This is a genomic window from Streptomyces sp. MZ04 (genome assembly GCF_004684775.1).
GTDB lineage: Bacteria > Actinomycetota > Actinomycetes > Streptomycetales > Streptomycetaceae > Streptomyces.
Genome location: NZ_SRIC01000172.1, coordinates 1 through 17,832, shown reverse-complemented (window position 1 = coordinate 17,832; position 17,832 = coordinate 1). Strand labels below are relative to the sequence as shown.

General features: G+C 70.8%; 14 protein-coding genes. 5 read left to right on the top strand and 9 right to left on the bottom strand.

All coding sequences use genetic code 11. The features are described from left to right. Nucleotides 1–94 precede the first annotated feature (94 nt). The 3 genes from E2651_RS28605 to E2651_RS28595 form a co-directional block, all read right to left on the bottom strand. Nucleotides 95–1,522, bottom strand: a complete 1,428-nt coding sequence (locus E2651_RS28605) for a S28 family serine protease (RefSeq protein ID WP_135334131.1) — start codon at nucleotides 1,520–1,522, stop codon at nucleotides 95–97. A 130-nt stretch (nucleotides 1,523–1,652) separates the two neighbouring features. Beyond that, nucleotides 1,653–2,048 (bottom strand): hypothetical protein, encoded by a 396-nt coding sequence (locus E2651_RS28600; protein ID WP_135334130.1) that lies wholly within the window; start codon nucleotides 2,046–2,048, stop codon nucleotides 1,653–1,655. Nucleotides 2,049–2,215: 167 nt separating this feature from the next. Next, nucleotides 2,216–5,890, bottom strand: coding sequence for an ABC transporter ATP-binding protein (locus E2651_RS28595; protein WP_245239307.1), 3,675 nt, complete (start codon nucleotides 5,888–5,890; stop codon nucleotides 2,216–2,218). Between the two features lie 254 nt (nucleotides 5,891–6,144). On the opposite strand from E2651_RS28595, the gene E2651_RS28590 reads away from it, so the two are divergent. The 3 genes from E2651_RS28590 (at nucleotide 6,145) to E2651_RS28580 (ending at nucleotide 7,562) form a co-directional block, all read left to right on the top strand. Next, a complete protein-coding gene (locus E2651_RS28590) occupies nucleotides 6,145–6,333 on the top strand; it encodes a hypothetical protein (protein ID WP_135334128.1) in 189 nt (62 codons plus the stop codon). After that, on the top strand, nucleotides 6,330–6,641 hold the full coding sequence (locus E2651_RS28585) for a type II toxin-antitoxin system PemK/MazF family toxin (RefSeq protein ID WP_135334127.1): 312 nt from the start codon (nucleotides 6,330–6,332) through the stop codon (nucleotides 6,639–6,641). The genes E2651_RS28590 and E2651_RS28585 overlap by 4 nt, the downstream gene beginning before the upstream one ends. Before the next feature lie 219 nt (nucleotides 6,642–6,860). Further along, on the top strand, nucleotides 6,861–7,562 hold the full coding sequence (locus tag E2651_RS28580) for an aspartate/glutamate racemase family protein (protein ID WP_135334126.1): 702 nt from the start codon (nucleotides 6,861–6,863) through the stop codon (nucleotides 7,560–7,562). Nucleotides 7,563–7,683: 121 nt separating this feature from the next. Here E2651_RS28580 and E2651_RS28575 read toward each other — a convergent pair whose 3' ends face one another. The 3 genes from E2651_RS28575 to E2651_RS28565 form a co-directional block, all read right to left on the bottom strand. Then, nucleotides 7,684–9,369 (bottom strand): thiamine pyrophosphate-binding protein, encoded by a 1,686-nt coding sequence (locus E2651_RS28575; protein WP_135334125.1) that lies wholly within the window; start codon nucleotides 9,367–9,369, stop codon nucleotides 7,684–7,686. Beyond that, nucleotides 9,366–10,346: an agmatinase gene (gene speB, locus E2651_RS28570; RefSeq protein WP_135334124.1), complete on the bottom strand. Its 981-nt coding sequence runs from the start codon at nucleotides 10,344–10,346 to the stop codon at nucleotides 9,366–9,368. The genes E2651_RS28575 and speB overlap by 4 nt, the downstream gene beginning before the upstream one ends. A gap of 91 nt (nucleotides 10,347–10,437) precedes the next feature. After that, nucleotides 10,438–11,910, bottom strand: coding sequence for a sodium:solute symporter (locus tag E2651_RS28565; protein WP_135334123.1), 1,473 nt, complete (start codon nucleotides 11,908–11,910; stop codon nucleotides 10,438–10,440). A gap of 252 nt (nucleotides 11,911–12,162) precedes the next feature. Here E2651_RS28565 and E2651_RS28560 point away from each other — a divergent pair, with 252 nt between their 5' ends. Both E2651_RS28560 and E2651_RS28555 read left to right on the top strand, forming a co-directional pair. Beyond that, nucleotides 12,163–13,635 carry a PucR family transcriptional regulator gene (locus tag E2651_RS28560; protein WP_245239306.1) on the top strand — a complete coding sequence of 491 codons (1,473 nt, stop codon included), beginning with the start codon at nucleotides 12,163–12,165 and terminating at the stop codon, nucleotides 13,633–13,635. 116 nt (nucleotides 13,636–13,751) lie between these two features. Beyond that, on the top strand, nucleotides 13,752–14,540 hold the full coding sequence (locus E2651_RS28555) for a phosphatase (protein ID WP_135334121.1): 789 nt from the start codon (nucleotides 13,752–13,754) through the stop codon (nucleotides 14,538–14,540). Nucleotides 14,541–14,556: 16 nt separating this feature from the next. Here the strand turns inward: E2651_RS28555 and E2651_RS28550 are convergent, their stop codons facing one another. The 3 genes from E2651_RS28550 to E2651_RS28540 all read right to left on the bottom strand — a co-directional run bounded on the left by E2651_RS28550 (nucleotide 14,557) and on the right by E2651_RS28540 (nucleotide 17,697). Next, nucleotides 14,557–15,537 (bottom strand): cation diffusion facilitator family transporter, encoded by a 981-nt coding sequence (locus E2651_RS28550; protein ID WP_135334120.1) that lies wholly within the window; start codon nucleotides 15,535–15,537, stop codon nucleotides 14,557–14,559. 87 nt (nucleotides 15,538–15,624) lie between these two features. Next, the gene (locus E2651_RS28545) at nucleotides 15,625–16,485 is read right to left on the bottom strand and encodes an acyl-CoA thioesterase II (RefSeq protein WP_135334119.1); all 861 of its coding nucleotides are present in this window, start codon (nucleotides 16,483–16,485) and stop codon (nucleotides 15,625–15,627) included. Nucleotides 16,486–16,539: 54 nt separating this feature from the next. Next, a complete protein-coding gene (locus E2651_RS28540; RefSeq protein WP_135334118.1) occupies nucleotides 16,540–17,697 on the bottom strand; it encodes an acyl-CoA dehydrogenase family protein in 1,158 nt (385 codons plus the stop codon). Between the last annotated feature and the right edge of the window lie 135 nt (nucleotides 17,698–17,832).

Below are 17,832 nucleotides of genomic sequence, written 5' to 3'. Positions count from 1 at the left end.
ACCCCGCCCCTTCCCGAATGGCCTCAAACGCCGGCCGGGCTGAAACCAATCAGCCCGTCCGGCGTTTGAGGACGAACTCGGCGAAGCCGGTGATCTACGGCCGCAGCGTCTGCTCCCGGTCCGCGTCCTTGCGGTCCAGCTTCGCGTCGTACGGAGCCAGCGGCTTCGGTGACGCCGAAGTGGACACCCCGGCCCAAGCCTGAATCCGCTCCGTCGCCTTCGCCTTCTCGTCCGCGACGAGGCCCGCCACGTTCGCCCCGTGGTTCCCGCCGGGTGCCGTGAAGACGTACGAGTCGTGCTTGCCGCCCGTCGCGGGGTGGAACGGCTCCGCACCCCACGGGTCGTTCTCCCCGTAGACGTACATCATCCGCTGCGAGTTCTGCTTCACCCAGCTGTCCACATCCCGCATCACACCCGGCTGGAACTTCATCGGGATGGAGCGCGGGACGAAGTTCCGCGGCGGCTGGTAGCCATAGCGGCTCAGGTCGCCGAGCCAGGGCTGGGCGATGTCGGGCGAGCCCAGCTGCGTACCGGCCTGGTAGTAGTACGGCGTGTACGGGGTCAGACCCTGGTCCGTGTAGGAGGACCAGCCGCCCACCTCGTCGACGTAGTCGAAGATCGCCTGGTCGGAGGCGGACGACGCGTCAGGGACGTCGGCGCACGCGGACTCCGGCTGGTACTGCCAGAAGCCCCACACCAGGTCGAGGACGACCGCCTCGTACGCCTTGTCGAGGTTCCCGACGGTCTCGAAGGTGTAGCCGCCCGCCTCGGCGAACGCGGCGTACTTCTTCTCCAGCGGCTCACGCCGCACGAGCGCCTCGCGCTGCACGGCCTCGAGCGCGGCCCGGCACTCCTTCGTCCCGACCGTCTTGAAGAACTCGTCGTAGGCCGAGTCCTCCTTGTTCACGACGTCGTTCGGGGCGACGTACGCGACGACGCCGTCCATGTCCTTGGGGTAGAAGCGCTCGTAGTACGTCGCGGTCATGCCGCCCTTCGAACCGCCGGTCGCCACCCACTTCTTGTCGTAAATAGGCTTGAGCGCCTTGAAGATGCGGTGCTGGTCGCTCGCGGCCTGCCAGATGTCGAGCTTGGACCAGTCGGCCGGCTCGGGGCGGGACGGCGTGAAGAAGCGGTACTCCATGGAGACCTGGTTGCCGTCGATGATCCGCGTCGGCTCGCTGCGGCTCGGGTTGGTCGAGACTCCGTAGCCGCTGGTGAAGAAGGCGGTGGGGCGGGCGGTGTCCTTGTGCAGCACCGTCAGGCGCTGCTTGAAGGTGCCCTTGGAGGGGTGCCGGTGGTCAATCGGCTGGGTGTAGTTGAGGACGAAGTAGCGGTAACCCGTGTACGGCTTCTCCTCGATCAGGCTCATGCCCGGTATCGCGAGGAGCCGGTCCTTTATGTCCGTGGCCTGTGTATCGACGGCCCGCGGCTCGGCGGCTGTGGCCGCCCCCGCCGCGCTCACTGTGCCGACGGTGCCTATGAGCACCACAAGCGACAGCAGCCATCTGAGCGCCTTGCGCATGCACTCTCCCCTAAGTTCGCGGTTGCGTCCGCCGGAACTTATCGGAGCAACTCGCTCACTACTAGGGGCTCTTGCGTCACACTAGGGCGCAGTACGCAACAAAGGGGGCACTCTCCTCAGAAACTGACCCTCAGCACAGGATCCAGCCCGAGCTGGTGTTCCCCGCGCCCACCGTGCCCTTCACCCACACGCAACGGCGTCCCGCGTGCACCGTCACCGGGCCCGCGTGATGGGTGTACTCGCCCGCGTCCCTGGCCGGGCGGTTGCCGCGGGCCTGGACGCTGACGGACATGGTCTTGCGGGCGCCGGGGCTCTTGGCGAGGGTGATGGCACAGACGTATCCGCGCTTCTTGTAGATCACGACCTTGCCGGTGCTGAACTCGAGGGTGCGCACCTTGTGGCCCGCACAACGGGCCACCGAGACCTGCGCCTGCGCCGTGCCCGCGCCGATGAGCCCGACCAGGACGGAAGCCGCAAGGACGGCACCACCGAGCGCGAGACGCCGCCGTATTCGACCGTTGCTCATCGGTTTCCCCTCCCGCCACTTCCGCATCAGCGTACTGATGTACGGACGCGTCCCGAAGGGGGCGCGGTTGCGAAGCGGTCCCGATTCTTCGCGGCTTCCTTCACGGCTTGCTCACGGCTTCCTTCACGGCTTCCTTCACGGCTTGCTCACGGCTTCCCGCGCGGCGATCACGCCGCCGACGGCTCCGCCTCCCCCACGAAGGTGCGCCACAGCCGCGCGTAGTTCCCGTCGAGCGCGAGCAGTTCCTCGTGCGTTCCGTCCTCGGCGACCCGGCCGTGGTCCATCACGACCACTCGGTCCGCACGGGCGGCGGTGGTGAGGCGGTGGGCGACGACCAGGGTGGTGCGCTTGCCCGCGATGCGGTCGGTGGCCTGGTTGACCTGCGCCTCGGTGGCGAGGTCGAGGGCGGCGGTCGCCTCGTCGAGGAGCAGGATGTCCGGGTCGACGAGCTCGGCGCGGGCCAGCGCGATCAGCTGGCGCTGTCCCGCGGAGAGGTTGCGGCCGCGCTCGGAGACCTCGTGGAGGTAGCCGCCGTCCAGGGTGGCGATCATGTCGTGCGCGCCGACCGCGCGGGCCGCGGCCTCGACCTCGGCGTCCGTGGCGTCGGGGCGGCCGTAGGCGATCGCGTCGCGCACCGTGCCCGCGAAGAGGTAGGCCTCCTGCGGGACGACACCGAGGCGGTGGCGGTACGAGGTCAGATCGAGGGACCGCAGATCCGTGCCGTCCACCGTCACCCGGCCGCCGGTCGGGTCGTAGAACCGGGCGACCAGTTTGACCAGGGTCGACTTGCCCGCGCCGGTCTCGCCGACGAAGGCGACGGTCTGTCCGGCGGGTATCCGCAGGCGGACGTCGCTGAGGGCCTCCTCCTCACCGCCGTACGCGAAGTCGACGTCCTCGAAGGCGATCTCGCCGCGCAGCGAGAGGACGTCGAGGGGTTCGTCCGCGGCCTCGGTCGAGGTCGGCTCCCGGAGGAGTTCCTGGATGCGGCCGAGCGAGACGGTGGCCTGCTGGTAGCCGTCGAAGACCTGCGAGAGCTGCTGGACGGGCGCGAAGAACAGGTCGATGTAGAGGAGATAGGCGACGAGCGCGCCGGTGGTCAGCGTGCCCGCCTCGACGCGGCCCGCGCCGACCATGAGCACGGCCGCCGCCGCGACCGCCGAGAGCAGCTGCACGAACGGGAAGTAGATGGATATCAGCCACTGTCCGCGGATACGCGCACTGCGGTAGTCGGCGCTCGCGTCGGCGAACTTCTTGCCGCCGGAGCGCTCCCGCCGGAAGGCCTGCACGATGCGCAGACCCGCGACGGATTCCTGAAGGTCGGCGTTGACCACCGAAACCCGCTCGCGGGCGAGTTCGTACGCCTTGACGCTGGAGCGGCGGAAGAAGAACGTACCGATGATCAGCGGCGGCAGCGTCGCGAAGACGACGAGCGCGAGCTGTACGTCGATCACGACGAGCGCGACCATGATGCCGAAGAAAGTGACGACGGAGACGAAGGCGGTGACCAGACCCGTCTGCAGGAAGGTGGAGAGGGCGTCCACGTCCGTCGTCATCCGGGTCATGATGCGCCCGGTCAACTCCCGCTCGTAGTAGTCGAGTCCGAGCCGCTGGAGCTGGGCGAAGATCTTCAGGCGGAGGGAGTAGAGCACCCGCTCACCCGTCCGTCCGGTCATCCGCGTCTCGCCGATCTGCGCCGTCCACTGCACGACCACGGCGAGCAGCGCGAGCCCGGATGCCGCCCACACCGCGCCGAGCGCGAGCTGCGAGACGCCTTCGTCGATGCCGTGCCGGATCAGTACGGGGAGCAGCAGGCTCATGCCCGCGTCGACGGCGACGAGGAGCAGGGCGAGCAGCAACGGCTTACCGAACCCGGCGAGGAGGCGGCGCAGGCCGTAGGACTCCTCGGGGGTGACGGCGCGCGCCTCGTCGATGCCGGGGGTGTCGGTCGCCGGGGGCAACGCGTCGACCTGGGCGAGGAGTTCGGGCGTCGCGGGCATCCCGGAGAGCGCGGTGTCCTTGGGCTCGCGGTCGCCCACCCAGAGCGGCGGGGTGATGCCGCGCTCGGCGTCGAACTCGGCGTCGAGCTCCGCGCGCAGGGAGGTGTCCTCGGGCAGCTCGACCGGGACCGCGTGGCCGGGCGATACGCCGCCGAGCTCGTCGGGGTCGGTCAACAGGCGCCGGTAGAGGGCGGAGTTCGCCGTCAGCTCCTCGTGCGTGCCGATGGCGGCGAGACGCCCGCCGTCGAGCACGGCGATGCGGTCGGCGAGATGGAGAGTGGACCGGCGGTGGGCGATGAGGAGAGTCGTACGCCCGACCATGACACCACGCAGGGCTTCATGGATCTCGTGCTCGACCCGCGCGTCCACCGCCGACGTCGCGTCGTCCAGAACGAGCAGCCGGGGGTCGGTGAGGATGGCGCGGGCGAGCGCGATGCGCTGGCGCTGGCCGCCGGAGAGGGTGAGCCCGTGCTCGCCGACGGTGGTGTCGTATCCGTCGGGCAGCTCGGATATGAAGCGGTCGGCCTGGGCGGCGCGGGCGGCGGTCTCGATCTCCTCCTGGCCGGCGTCCGGCTTTCCGTACGCGATGTTCGCCCGCACGGTGTCGGAGAAGAGGAACGAATCTTCCGGTACGAGCCCGATGGCGGCCCGCAGCGAGTCGGCGGCCAGCTCGCGCACGTCGTGCCCGCCGACGAGGACGGCGCCGTGCGTCACGTCGTAGAAGCGGGGAAGCAGCAGCGAGACGGTGGACTTCCCGCTGCCGGACGAGCCGACGACGGCGAGGGTCTCGCCGGGCCTGATCTCGAAGGAGAGCCCGTCGAGGACGGGCCGGCTGTCCTCGTACGCGAACGACACGTCGTCGAACTCGACGGTCGCCGGGGCGTCGGCGGGCAGCTCCTTCTTGCCGTCCTCGAGCGTCGGCTCGGTGTCGATGAGCTCGAGCACGCGCTCGGCGCCGGCCCGTGCCTGCTGCCCGACGGTGAGGACCATGGCGAGCATCCGCACCGGGCCGACGAGCTGGGCGAGATAGCTGGAGAAGGCAACGAACGTACCGAGCGTGATCTGCCCGCGCACCGCGAGCCAGCCGCCGAGCGCCAGCATCGCGACCTGCCCGAGGGCGGGCACGGCCTGCAGGGCGGGCGTGTACTTGGAGTTGAGCCGGATGGTCCGAAGCCGCCCCGCGAAGAGCTTGCGCCCGACCTCCCTGAGCTTCCCGGTCTCCTGCTCCTCCTGGCCGAAGCCCTTCACGACGCGTACGCCGGAGACGGAGCCGTCCACGACTCCGGCGACGGCGGCGGCCTGGGCCTGCGCGTACCAGGTCGAGGGGTGCAGGCGGTTGCGGCTGCGCTTGGCGATGAACCACAGGGCGGGGGCGACGGCGAGCGCGACGAGGGTGAGCGGCAGCGAGAGCCACGCCATGATCACGAGGGAGATCACGAAGAGGAGGATGTTGCCGATGGTCATCGGCAACATGAAGAGCAGGCCCTGGATCAGCTGAAGGTCACTCGTCGCCCGCCCGACGACCTGCCCGGTGGACAGCTCGTCCTGCCGCCGCCCGTCGAGCCGGGTGATCGTGTCGTACATCTCGGTACGGAGATCGTGCTGGACGTCGAGGGCGAGGCGGCCGCCGTAGTAGCGGCGGATGTAGGTGAGGACGTACACGATGGCGGCGGCGCCGACGAGGGCTCCCGCCCAGGGGAGCATGGACCGGGTCTGGTCCTCGACGACGTCATCGATGATCACCTTGGTGATCAGCGGGACGAGCGCCATGACGGCCATGCCGCCGAGGGAGGCCCCGAGCGCGAGCACGACGTCCTTCGGGTACCGCCACGCGTACCCGGTCAGCCTTCCCCAAGGTCTCGGCTCCGCTCGAGCAGGGGAGACCCCATCCGCCCAGCCGGATTCCTCCGGCCCGACCCCGCCCCGTTGCTCCGCCACCAGATGCCTCCCGTCGACCTGACCTGCCGAGAGGCACAACCTGATGGGGCGCTGATTTCATCCCGCTGCAACAAAGACGGGCCTATGGGCCTAGGACAGGCCTAGGACCAGGGGGCACACGGGCCTGGACGCGCCCGAGAGGTGTAGCTAAATTTGGTGGCATGAGTGTAGTCACCGTGCGGATACCCGACACCATGGACGACGCGCTGCGCGATGCGGCCGCCGACGCACCATCACTGAACGCGTACATCGTGCAGGCCGTACGCCGGCAGATGACGCTGGACGCGGCTCGCAAGCTCGCCGCGCTCGGCCGGCCGCTCGACCTCGACGGGGAGGGCGACGCCCTGTGACGATCGCCAGGGGGGATGTCTGGGACGTCGACACGGGCAAGGGAACGCGCACCGTCCTCATCGTGAGCCTGACCGGGCTCGCCGACGCGTACGGCGCCGTTCTGGCGCTGGTGCTGCACGCGCCCGCCGCCCATCCCGACACGGCCATGAGTGTCCGCCTCACGGACCCGGTCGACGCCTCCGTCGTCTCGGTCAACCTCGTCCAGCTCTCCGCGGCCCGCTTCGAAACAGGAACCCGCCACGGCTCGGTGACACCCGAGCAGATGGCCGTCGTCGACGACGCGCTGCGCGCCGTCCTCGACCTCTGAGCGTTCCGCCCGACCCGTCGAACGAGTGTGAGCAGAGGGCCGTGACGTCGTCATCCTCCAAAGCTGTACCGCAATCGGAAGCCCCTGCGAGACATCGTCGGCGAGCAGATTCGCAACGGCGGGCATGTTCACCCTGATCGGCATACTCTTCGTGGGCCTTGCCGTGTCCGTACAGATTCCGCCGGAGACCTTCGGGCAGTCCATGGAAGAGGACGGCAAGTGAGCGTCGTAGTCCTGATCAATCCCAATACCTCGCAGGCCGCCACGGCGATGATGGCCGGGATCGCCCGGCGCACGCTGCGGCCGGAGGACGGCTTCGAGGTCCATGGCGTCACCGTGGCCGAGGGGCCCCCGATGCTGGTCACGGAGAGCTTGTTGCGTGCCGCGGGGCCGCAGGTGGTGGCCGCGGCACGGCGGACCCTCGCGGGTCCGGACGGGGAACGGGTCGCGGCGCTGGTGGTGAGCGCGTTCGGTGATCCAGGAGTCGAACAACTGCGTGCGGAGGCCCGGGTTCCCGTCGTGGGGATCGCCGAGGCGGCCATGACGGAGGCGGCTGCGGGCGGACGTCGGTTCGGGATCGCCACGACGACTCCCGGCCTCGCCGACGCCATCGCGGCCCGCGTCGACCGGCTCGGCCACTCCGCCCGGTGCACCGGCATTCGTCTGACCCCGGGTGACCCGCAGGAACTGGCGGCCGCCCCCGAGCTGATGCGGGAGCGCCTGGGCGAAGCGGTCGCGGCGTGCGTCGCCGACGACGGCGCCGAGGCGGTGATCATCGGCGGCGGGCCACTGGGCGAGGCCGCCGAGGCATTGCAGGGCCGTTTCGCTGTGCCGGTCCTGGGACCGATCCCGGCGGCGTGCCGGCAGGTGCGGCGGGTTCTGGCAGCCATCGGCCGTGCCGAGGGCCGGCTGAGTCAGTAGCCCTTCACGCGGCGAAGTCCCGGCGCCGCACCGCATGTCACGGTGTGCCGCCGGGACTCGGCGCTTCTTTGCAAGCAGCTCTCTGCGAGCGGCTCTCTGCAAGTAGCTCTCTGCAAGCAGCTCAGAGATGCGTCGGCTCGAACATCCGCAGCAGTGCCGGCAGCACGACAACCGACGGACCGGGTGTCGCCAGCGCCTTCGCGAGGTCGTCGCGGAGGGACTCCGGAGTCGTACGGATACCCGGCACCCCGAAGGACTCCGCGAGCGCGACGAAATCGGGCCGCGACAGTTCCGTCGCCGTGGGTTCGCCGAAGGCGTCCGCCATGTACTCCCGCAGGATGCCGTAGCCGCCGTCGTCCACGATCAGCCAGGTGACCGGCAGGTCGTGCTGCTTGGCCGAGGCCAGTTCCGCGATGGAGTACATCGCGCCGCCGTCTCCCGAGACGGCCAGGACCGGCTTCGAGGGGTCCGCGGCGGCCGCGCCGATGGCGGCGGGGAAGCCGTAGCCGAGGCCGCCCGCGCCCTGGGCGGAGTGCATCGTGTTCGGGTGGCGTGCGTCGAAGGCGGACCACGCCCAGTACGCCAGGATCGTCATGTCCCAGAAGGACGGGGACGTGTCCGGGAGGGCCGCGCGCACCGACGCGAGGACCTGCTGCTCCAGGGTGAGGTCCTGGGCGGCGATCCGGTCCCTGACCAGATCCAGGACGGCCTTCACCCGCTCGGGGGCCGAAGGGTCCTCCCTGGGGGCGTCGATCGTCTCCAGGAGCGCGGACAGCGCAAGGCGCGCGTCCGCGTGGATGCCGAGCGCCGGGTGGTTGGACTCCAGCTTCCCCGCGTCCGCCTCGACCTGGATGACCCGGCCGCGCGGCTTGAACGTGTGGTAGTTCGAGGAGAGTTCACCCAGACCCGAGCCGACCACCAGGAGGACGTCCGCGTCCTCCAGGAAGTCCGTCGTGTACCGGTCCTCGAGCCACGACTGGAGCGACAGCGGGTGCTCCCAGGGGAACGCGCCCTTGCCGCCGAAGGTCGTGACGACGGGAGCGTTCACCAGCTCGGCGAGAGCGAGGAGTTTGCCGCTCGCGTCCGAACGTACGACTCCGCCGCCCGCGATGATCGCCGGGCGCTCGGCCCGGGACAGCAGATCGGCCGCCACGGCGGTCAGCTCGGGGCGCGGCACGACCTCGTCCGGGGTCGCGTCCATGGCCGTGACGACGGGCAGGGTCGTCTCCGCGAGCAGCACGTCCTGCGGGATCTCCACCCACACCGGGCCGTGCGGGGCGGTCAGCGCCGACTCCCAGGCCGCGGCGATCGCGGAGGGGATCTGCGAGGCCGTGCGGACCGTGTGGACGGACTTGACCACGTCCCTGAACGAGGCCTGCTGGTCGCGCAGCTCGTGCAGATAGCCGTGCCGGCCGCCGCCGAGGCCCGCCACCGGGACCTGGCTGCCGATCGCAAGCACGGGTGACGACCCGGCCGCCGCCTCCTGGAGCGCGGCGAGCGAGGTCAGCGCTCCGGGGCCGGTGGAGAGGAGCAGCGGGGCGACCTCTCCGGTGATCCGGCCGTACGCGTCCGCCGCGAAGCCCGTGTTGTTCTCGACGCGCAGTCCGACGTACGAGAGGGACGAGCGGCGCAGGGCGTCGAACATGCCGAGCGCGTGCTGGCCGGGGAGTCCGAAGACCGTCGTCGCGCCGAGGCCCTGGAGGGTCTCGACGACGAGGTCGCCGCCGTTGCGCCCCGGGGGCGGGTTCAGGGCGGCCTCGGTCTGTGCCTCCGTCGGCCGCAGTACTACGTCGTGGTCGTGCGTCACTTGGCCGCCCGCCCCTCCGCGATCTGGCGGGACATGATCGTCGTCAGCTCGTACGCGGTGTGCGAGGCGGCGACGGCCGTGATCTCCGCGTGGTCGTAGGCGGGGGCGACCTCGACGACGTCCGCCGAGACGAGGTTGCAGGAGGAGAGCCCCCGCAGGATCTCCAGGAGCTCGCGCGACGTCATGCCGCCCGCCTCCGGGGTGCCCGTGCCGGGCGCGTGCGCCGGGTCCAGGCAGTCGATGTCGATGGAGATGTACAGCGGGCGGTCGCCGATGCGCTGGCGCAGCTGGTCGGCGACCTCGTCGGCGCCGCGGCGGTAGATGTCCGCCGAGGTGACGATGCCGAAGCCCATCTTCTCGTCGTCGGTGAGGTCCTGCTTGCCGTACAGCGGGCCGCGCGTGCCGACGTGGGAGAGCGCCTCGGTGTCGAGGATGCCCTCCTCCACCGCGCGGCGGAACGGGGTGCCGTGCGTGTACTCGGCGCCGAAGTACGTGTCCCAGGTGTCCAGGTGCGCGTCGAAGTGCAGCAGGGCGACCGGGCCGTGCTTCTTGGCGACGGAACGCAGCAACGGCAGGGCGATGGTGTGGTCGCCGCCCAGCGTCATCATGCGGGCGCCCGAGCCGAGCAGGTCGTCGGCGGCGGCCTCGATCGTCTCGACGGCCTCGTTGATGTTGAACGGGTTGGCGGCTATGTCGCCCGCGTCCGCGACCTGCGCGAGCGCGAAGGGGGACGCGTCCTGCGCCGGGTTGTAGGGGCGCAGGAGGCGCGAGGCCTCGCGGATCGCGTTGCCGCCGAAGCGGGCGCCGGGGCGGTACGAGACACCCGTGTCGAAGGGCACGCCGACCACGGCGATGTCCGTCTTGCCGCCGACCTCGTCCAGACGGGGCAGCCGGGCGTACGTCGCCGGGCCCGCGTACCGGGGAATGCGGGAGGAGTCGACGGGGCCGCGGGGGGTCGGGGTCTCGGCGCTGGTCATGGTCGGTTTCCTCCTGCTGATGCGAGTGCTGCGTTTTCAAGTGTCGCGCGGCCCACTGACAGTGAGCACCGGCAGCGGGCCGCGCGCAAAGCTAGACGGCTACCGGAGCTTCCGGTTCCGCCTCCTCCTGCGTTACCCGCCCCGCGAGCCGCTCGCGCCAGGCGGCGAGGACCGCCGCGTCGGTCGGCTTCGTGGCGAGGGAGACGACGACGTACACGGCCAGGGACGTCAGGAGGCCGTAGTAGATGGGCTCGTTGGCGAGGATTCCGTAGCCCCACATGAGCCCGATGACCGAGAGGCCACCGGTGGCGACGGCCGCGAGAGCGCCGGGCGCCGTGCCGCGCTTCCACAGCAGCCCGCCGAGGATCGGCACGAGAAGACCGGCGACGAGCAGGTTGTAGGCGACGGTCAGCGCCTGGACGACGTCGTTGAGCGCGATGGCGATACAGACGACGGCGATGCCCATGATCAGGATGAAGAGGCGGTTGCCCTTCACCTCGTCGTGCGGCTCGTCGCCCGCTCCGTCGGACTTCACGGCGCCCCGCAGCCGCGACCAGATGTCGTTGTTGGCGACGGTGGCGCACGCGATCAGCGCGCCGGAGGACGTGGACATCACGGCGGCGAGCGCGGCGGCGAGGACCAGTCCCCGCACCCCCATGGGCAGTTCGTCCTTGACGATGGTGGCGAAGGCCGCGTCCGCGCTCGGCAGCTTCGGGTACATGACCTTGGCCGCCGTGCCGATGACGGCGCCCGCGATCGCGTAGACCAGGCAGTACGTACCGGCGACGGTGCCTCCGTAGCGGGCGACCTTGTCGCTGCGCGCGGTGAAGACGCGCTGCCAGATGTCCTGCCCGATGAGCATGCCGAACGTATAGATCAGGACGTACGTGAAGATCGTCTCGCCGCCTATGCCCAGCGGGTCGAAGTACTCGGTGGGCAGCTTGGCCTTCATCTCGCTGAAGCCGCCGGCCTTGACGACCGCGATGGGCAGCAGCAGGAGCAGCACGCCGATCGTCTTGACCACGAACTGCACCATGTCGGTGAGCGTGATCGACCACATGCCGCCGAGCGTCGAGTACGCGACGACGATGGAGCCGCCGAGGATGATCGCGAGCGTCCGGTTCATGTCGAAGATGACGTCGAAGATCGTGGCGTACGCGATGGTCGAGGTGACCGCGAGCATCAGCGTGTACGCCCACATGACGACTCCGGAGATGACGCCCGCGCGGCCGCCGTAGCGGAGGTCGAGCATCTCGGAGACGGTGTAGACCTTCAGGCGTGCGATGCGCGCCGAGAAGAAGACGCTCAGCGCCAGCAGCCCGAGGCCGATGGTGACGACCATCCAGGCGCCGGAGAGCCCGTACTGGTAGCCGAGGCCGACGCCGCCGATGGTGGAGGCGCCGCCGAGGACGATGGCGGCCATGGTCCCGGAGTACATCCAGGGCCCGAGGCGGCGTCCGGCGACCAGGAACTCGCTCTTGGACTTGGCGCGGCGCATGCCCCACCAGCCCATGGCGAGCATGCCGGCGAGATAGACGACGATCACTGTGTAGTCGACGGCCATAAGGGTCTCCTTCGCGCACCTCGGTGGCGTGTCGTGCAGATGGGGGTGATGCAGGTGGGGGTGATGACCGGCCGTGGGGACATCCGCCCGTACCCGCGGCCTGTGGTCGGCACGACCTTAGGTGGCCGGAAAGCAACGCTGAAGTGTACGTTTCATCCACTCCTAGCGACCGAGATGGATGGAACGTCCACCGTGCCGGACCCTGCCGCATCATCTGCCTCACCTTCATCACCTGGCTCACCCACCTCTTCCATCGCTCCCCCGACCCCGCCCGTCCCGCTGACCGCCCTCCTCGCCCGGGAGGACCTGGGCCTGCGCCAGATCGCGGGCCCCGACGCCGCCTCTTCGGGGGCGGCCATCCACTGGGTGCACACCTCGGAGATGGCGGATCCGTATCCGTATCTCCTGGGCGGCGAGCTGCTGTTGACGGCGGGCGTGCACATCACGGACCCGGCGGGCGCGGGCGTCTATCTCGACGACTACGTAGCGCGCATCGTGGAGGCGGGCGGCGCGGCGCTCGGCTTCGGGGTGGCCCCTGTGCACGACACGGTGCCGCGCGCCCTGGTGACGGCCTGCGACCGCTATGGGCTGCCCCTTCTGGAGGTGCCGCCGCGTACGACGTTCAGCGGGGTCGCCCGCGCGGTGTGGCAGCTGGTGGCGGAGGCCAGGCTCGCGGAGCTGCGCCGGGTGACGGAGGCCCAGCAGGGCCTCGCCACGGCCGCCGCACGGCCGGACCCGGTCCCGGCGGTGCTGCGCCAGCTGGCGGCCCGCCTGGGCGCCTTGACGGTCCTGTACGCGCCGGACGGGGTGGTGCTGCACACGGCGGGGACGACGCCGGAGCCGGGGGCACGCAACGCGTTGTGCGATCTCGCCGGGGTCGTTCGCCCCGGCGGCAGGACCGGCCCGAGCCCCGCCTCCGCCACCGACTCCGTGGGCGGCACCCAGCTCGCGGCGTACGCGCTCGGCGGCGGTCAGGGGTACGCGCTCGGCGTCGCCGCCGAGCAGCGCGAACCCGGTGACCACACCATCACCGGGGTCGCGATCGTCCTGCTCTCCCTCCTCACCGGCAAGCACCAGGGGGCCGCCGAGTCCACGCGTTCGGCGGCGCTCGTGCGGCTGCTCCTCGGTTCGGCGGCAGGTGATGTCACGCCGCTCCTGGGGGCCGAGCGCTGGACCGTGGTGCACGCGCGCGGGGACGCCGGTGCCGATCCGGTGGCCCGCGCCACGGCCGCGTCCGCGCTCGCGGCGGCGCTGGACAGCGGCCTGGTCGACGCGGGCGACGACGTCGCACGGCTGCTGCTGCCCGCCGACCGCGAGATCACCGAGCAGTCCGGCTGGACCCTCGGCGCCTCCGCACCCGCCGCCACCGGCGACCTGCCCGCCGCCGACGCCCAGGCGGCCCGCGCCCTGCGCCGCGCGGAAGCGACCCGGGCGCCGCTGGTCCGGCACCGCGAGGCGGGCATCGCCGCGCTGATCGCACCCGCCGAGGCCGACGCCCACGCGCGCGTGCTGCTCGCCCCGCTCGGCGCCAGCCGGCCCCTCACCGAGACCCTGCGCACCTGGCTCTCCCTGCACGGCAGTTGGGACCGCACGGCAACGGCACTGGGGGTGCACCGCAACACGGTGCGCCAGCGCGTCGCGCGCTGCGCGGCACTCCTGGAGGCGGACTTGGACGATCCGGATGTACGGATGGAGCTGTGGTTCGCCCTGAACCGGGCCCCGTAAGGGGCGCGAGGAACTGCGCGCCCAGCCACGTACGGCCCACAGACGAAAGGCAGATCACACGGTCCAGGCTCCAAGACGCCCCGGCCCCGCGGCCCGAGCAACGGCACAATAGGTCCATGCCGATACCCAACCGCGCCGCGCTCGTCGACCATCTCGTACGCTCCCGCATCGCGGGCGATGTCGCCACCCCCCGCGAGAACAACCTCAGCCACTACAGGAAGCTCGCGAACGGCGACCGCCACTACTGGCTCGGCCTGGAGCTCGGCGACCGCTGGAGCGACGAGCAGGACGTCCTCGCGGTGATGGCCGAGCGGTGCGGTGTCATCGACGACGCGGAGTACCGGCAGGGGCAGGACACGATCGACCCGGAGCTGACGGTCGACGCCCTGGAGCGGATGGCCGCCCGTCTCCGTAAGGCGGCAGCCGGCAAGGAGCGGGTCCTTTTCGCGACCGGCCACCCCGGGGGCCTGCTCGACGTGCACCGCGCGACGGCGGCCGCGCTGCGCACGGCGGGCTGCGAGATCGTCGTCATCCCGGAGGGCCTCACCGCCGACGAGGGCATGGTCTTCCAGTTCGCGGACGTGGCGATGCTGGAGCGCGGCGCGACGCTGTGGCACACGCACTCCCCCGAGCCGATGAACGCGATCCTGGACGGCCTGGAGCGCGAGGGCCGCCCGCAGCCGAACCTGGTCGTCGCCGACCACGGCTGGGCGGGACGGGCCGGCCAGCGCGGCATCGACTCCGTCGGGTACGCGGACTGCAACGACCCGGCGCTGTTCATCGGCGAGGCCGAGGGCACCCTCCAGGTGACGGTCCCGCTGGACGACCACGTCACGAGCCCGCGCTTCTACGACCCGATGACGGCGTACCTCCTGGACGCGGCGGGGCTCACTCCGGAGGCCTGACTCACGGCCACGGGACTCACGGCCACGGGTTGAGGCCCTCCTCGCGCCGCTGCGCGAATCCCGGCGTCGGGTCCAGGTAGACGCGTCGTACGGCGGGGAATCGCTCCCGCAGTCTCCGCTCGGCCTGCTCACAGGCCCACTCGACCTGGGCCGCCGTGGAGGTGTCGCGGAAGTCGACCTTGGCGGCGACGAGCGCCTCGCGCGGGCCCTGGAGCAGCGTGGTCAGTTCCAGCACGGCTTCGACGTGCTCGGAGGCGAGGAGTTCCTCGCGGATGCTCCGGCGCATCTCCTTGGGCAGCGGGCGTCCGATGAGCAGCTCGGAGTTGGCGTGCCCGAGGACCCAGGCGACGTACACGAGCAGCACGCCGATGCACAGCGACGCGACGCCGTCCCACACGCCGGACCCGGTGAGCTGCCCGCCGAGCAGACCGGCCGCGGCGAGCGCCAGGCCGGCGAGCGCCGCGGAGTCCTCGAGGACCACGGCCTTCACCGCGGTGTCGGGGGTGTGCCGCAGATAGCGCCTGAGCTTCACTCCGAAGCGGTCCGCCTCGCCGCGCGCCTGCTTGAGGCCGGTCCGCAGCGAGTAGCTCTCCAGGAGGAAGGCGACGCCGAGCACGATGTACGAGATGAGCGGGTCGCCCGGGTCCTCGCCGTGCGTGAGGGTGTGGATGCCGTCGTAGACGGCGAAGACGCCGCCGCCGACGAAGGTGGCGACGGAGGCGAGGAGCGCCCAGACGTAACGGGCGCCTCCGTAGCCGAGCGGGTGGTCCTCGTCGGGGGGCCGCTCGCCGCTCTTGAGGGAGACCAGCAGCATCAGTTCGGTGACGGTGTCGGCCACCGAGTGCGCCGCCTCGGAGAGCATCGCGCTGGATCCGCTGATGACACCGGCGACGGCCTTGGCGAGCGCGATCCCGAGGTTGGCGACGGCCGCGACGATGACGGTGAAGACGCTCTCACCGCCGGACCCGGCGCCGGACCCGGACGATTGCTCACTCATGTATCGGACGGTATGTCCGATCGGCGGCGGCCGCGAAACCGGGCCGCCCGAAGGGGACCCCCCAGGGCCTGTCCGGTGGGTCAGGCCTTAGCGGGGGACGCGGACCACGCCCTCCTGGATCACCGTCACCGCGAGCTGTCCGTCCTGCGTCCAGATCCGCGCCTGGCCGAGGCCGCGCCCGCCGGACGCCGATGGCGACTCCTGGTCGTACAGAAGCCATTCGTCCGCCCTGAAGGGGCGGTGGAACCACATCGCGTGGTCGAGCGACGCTCCGACGACGTCGCCGACCGCCCAGCCGCCCCGGCCGTGCGCGAGCAGCACCGAGTCGAGCAGCGTCATGTCGGAGACGTACGTGGCGAGGCAGACGTGCAGCAAGGGGTGGTCGGCCAGCTTGCCGTTGGTGCGGAACCACACCTGCGAGCGCGGCTCCCGCGGCTGCCCGACCGTGCCCCAGGGCGGCACGTCCGCATAGCGCAGGTCGACGGCCGCGCGGGCCTCGACAAGACGCTCGGCGACATCGGCGGGCAGATGACGCGGCAGCATCTCGGCAGCGGTCGGCAGCGTCTCCGGGTCCGGCGCCGACGGCATCCCGGTCTGGTGCTCCAGGCCCTCCTCGTGCGTCTGGAAGGACGCGGAGAGGTGGAAGATCGGCTGCCCGTGCTGGACGGCGACGACCCGGCGTGTGGTGAAGGAGCGGCCGTCGCGGATCCGGTCGACGGTGTAGACGATCGGCGCGCCCGGGTCCCCCGCACGCAGGAAGTACGCGTGCAGGGAGTGCGCGGGCCGGTCGGCGGGGACCGTGCGTCCGGCCGCCACGAGCGCCTGGGCGGCCACCTGGCCGCCGAAGACGCGCGGGACGAGCGCCGATCGGCTCACGCCCCGGAAGATGTCCTCCTCGATCTGCTCGAGGTCGAGCAGATCGAGGAGGGACTCAAGTGCCTGGTTCATGAATGCAGTTCTACAGGGCGGTCTCTACGGGGCTACAGGTCTACTGGGCGGTCTCTACAGGCCCATGTCCTTGGCGATGATCATCTTCATGACCTCGCTGGTGCCGCCGTAGATGCGGTTGACGCGGTTGTCCGCGTACAGGCGGGCGATGGGGTACTCGTTCATGAAGCCGTACCCGCCGTGCAGCTGGAGGCACTTGTCGATGACGCGGTGCGCGACCTCGGTGTTGAACAGCTTCGCGGACGCGGCCTCGGCGGCGGTCAGCTCGCCGGCGTCCAGGGCCTCGAGGGCGCGGTCCGCGACGGCCTCGGCGGCGTCCACCTCGGCCTGGCAGGCGGCCAGCTCGAACTTGGTGTTCTGGAAGGAGGCGACCGTCTTGCCGAAGACCGTGCGGTCCTGGACGTACTCCTTGGCGAACCGGACGGCGGCCTTGGCCTGCGCGTACGCGCCGTAGGCGATGCCCCAGCGCTCGGACGGCAGGTTGGCGCCGAGGTAGTAGAAGCCCTTGTTCTCCTCGCCGAGGAGGTCCTCGACGGGCACCTTGACGTCGACGAACGCGAGCTCGGCGGTGTCCGAGGTCTTCAGGCCGAGCTTGTCGAGCTTGCGGCCGATGGAGTAGCCCTCGGACTTGGTGTCGACGGCGAAGAGGGAGATGCCGAAGCGGCGGTCCTCGGCGGTGGGCGCGGAGGTGCGGGCGCAGACGATCACGCGGTCGGCGTGCACACCGCCGGTGATGAAGGTCTTGGAGCCGTTGAGGACGTAGTGCGTGCCGTCCTCGGAGAGCTTGGCGGTGGTCTTCATGCCCGCGAGGTCGGAGCCGGTGCCCGGCTCGGTCATCGCCAGGGCCCACATCTCCTCGGCGGAGACGAACTTCTCGAGGTAGCGCTTCTTCTGCTCGTCGGTGCCGAGCGCCTTGATGTACGGCAGGGCGAGCAGCACGTGCACACCGGAGCCGCCGAAGGTGACGCCCGCACGGGAGGTCTCCTCGTACTGGATGGCCTCGAACTTGTGCGACTCGATGCCCGCGCCGCCGAACTCCTCGGGGACGCTGATGCCGAAGACGCCGAGCTCGGCGAGCTTGTAGTAGAACTCGCGCGGCACCTGACCGGCGGCGAACCACTCCTCGTGGACCGGGACGACCTCGGCCTCGATGAAGGCGCGCAGGGTCTCCCGGAACGCCTCGTGGTCCTCATTGAAAACGGTACGGCGCACGGAGAACTCCCTCTGCCTACGACCTACGACGACTAAGCGCTTGCTCAGCCTTAGGTTACCCGGCAGTCACCAGAGCGTCCAGAGATGCGCGTCACTCCCCGATCACACCCCCGATCACACCCCTGATCACTCCCC

Excerpts from the sequence above, each read along its gene's own strand:
- E2651_RS28605 (WP_135334131.1), bottom strand. The coding sequence starts at position 1,522 with ATGCGCAAGGCGCTCAGATGGCTGCTGTCGCTTGTGGTGCTCATAGGC.
- E2651_RS28600 (WP_135334130.1), bottom strand. The coding sequence starts at position 2,048 with ATGAGCAACGGTCGAATACGGCGGCGTCTCGCGCTCGGTGGTGCCGTC.
- E2651_RS28590 (WP_135334128.1), top strand. The coding sequence starts at position 6,145 with ATGAGTGTAGTCACCGTGCGGATACCCGACACCATGGACGACGCGCTG.
- speB (WP_135334124.1), bottom strand. The coding sequence starts at position 10,346 with ATGACCAGCGCCGAGACCCCGACCCCCCGCGGCCCCGTCGACTCCTCC.
- E2651_RS28565 (WP_135334123.1), bottom strand. The coding sequence starts at position 11,910 with ATGGCCGTCGACTACACAGTGATCGTCGTCTATCTCGCCGGCATGCTC.
- E2651_RS28555 (WP_135334121.1), top strand. The coding sequence starts at position 13,752 with ATGCCGATACCCAACCGCGCCGCGCTCGTCGACCATCTCGTACGCTCC.
- E2651_RS28550 (WP_135334120.1), bottom strand. The coding sequence starts at position 15,537 with ATGAGTGAGCAATCGTCCGGGTCCGGCGCCGGGTCCGGCGGTGAGAGC.
- E2651_RS28545 (WP_135334119.1), bottom strand. The coding sequence starts at position 16,485 with ATGAACCAGGCACTTGAGTCCCTCCTCGATCTGCTCGACCTCGAGCAG.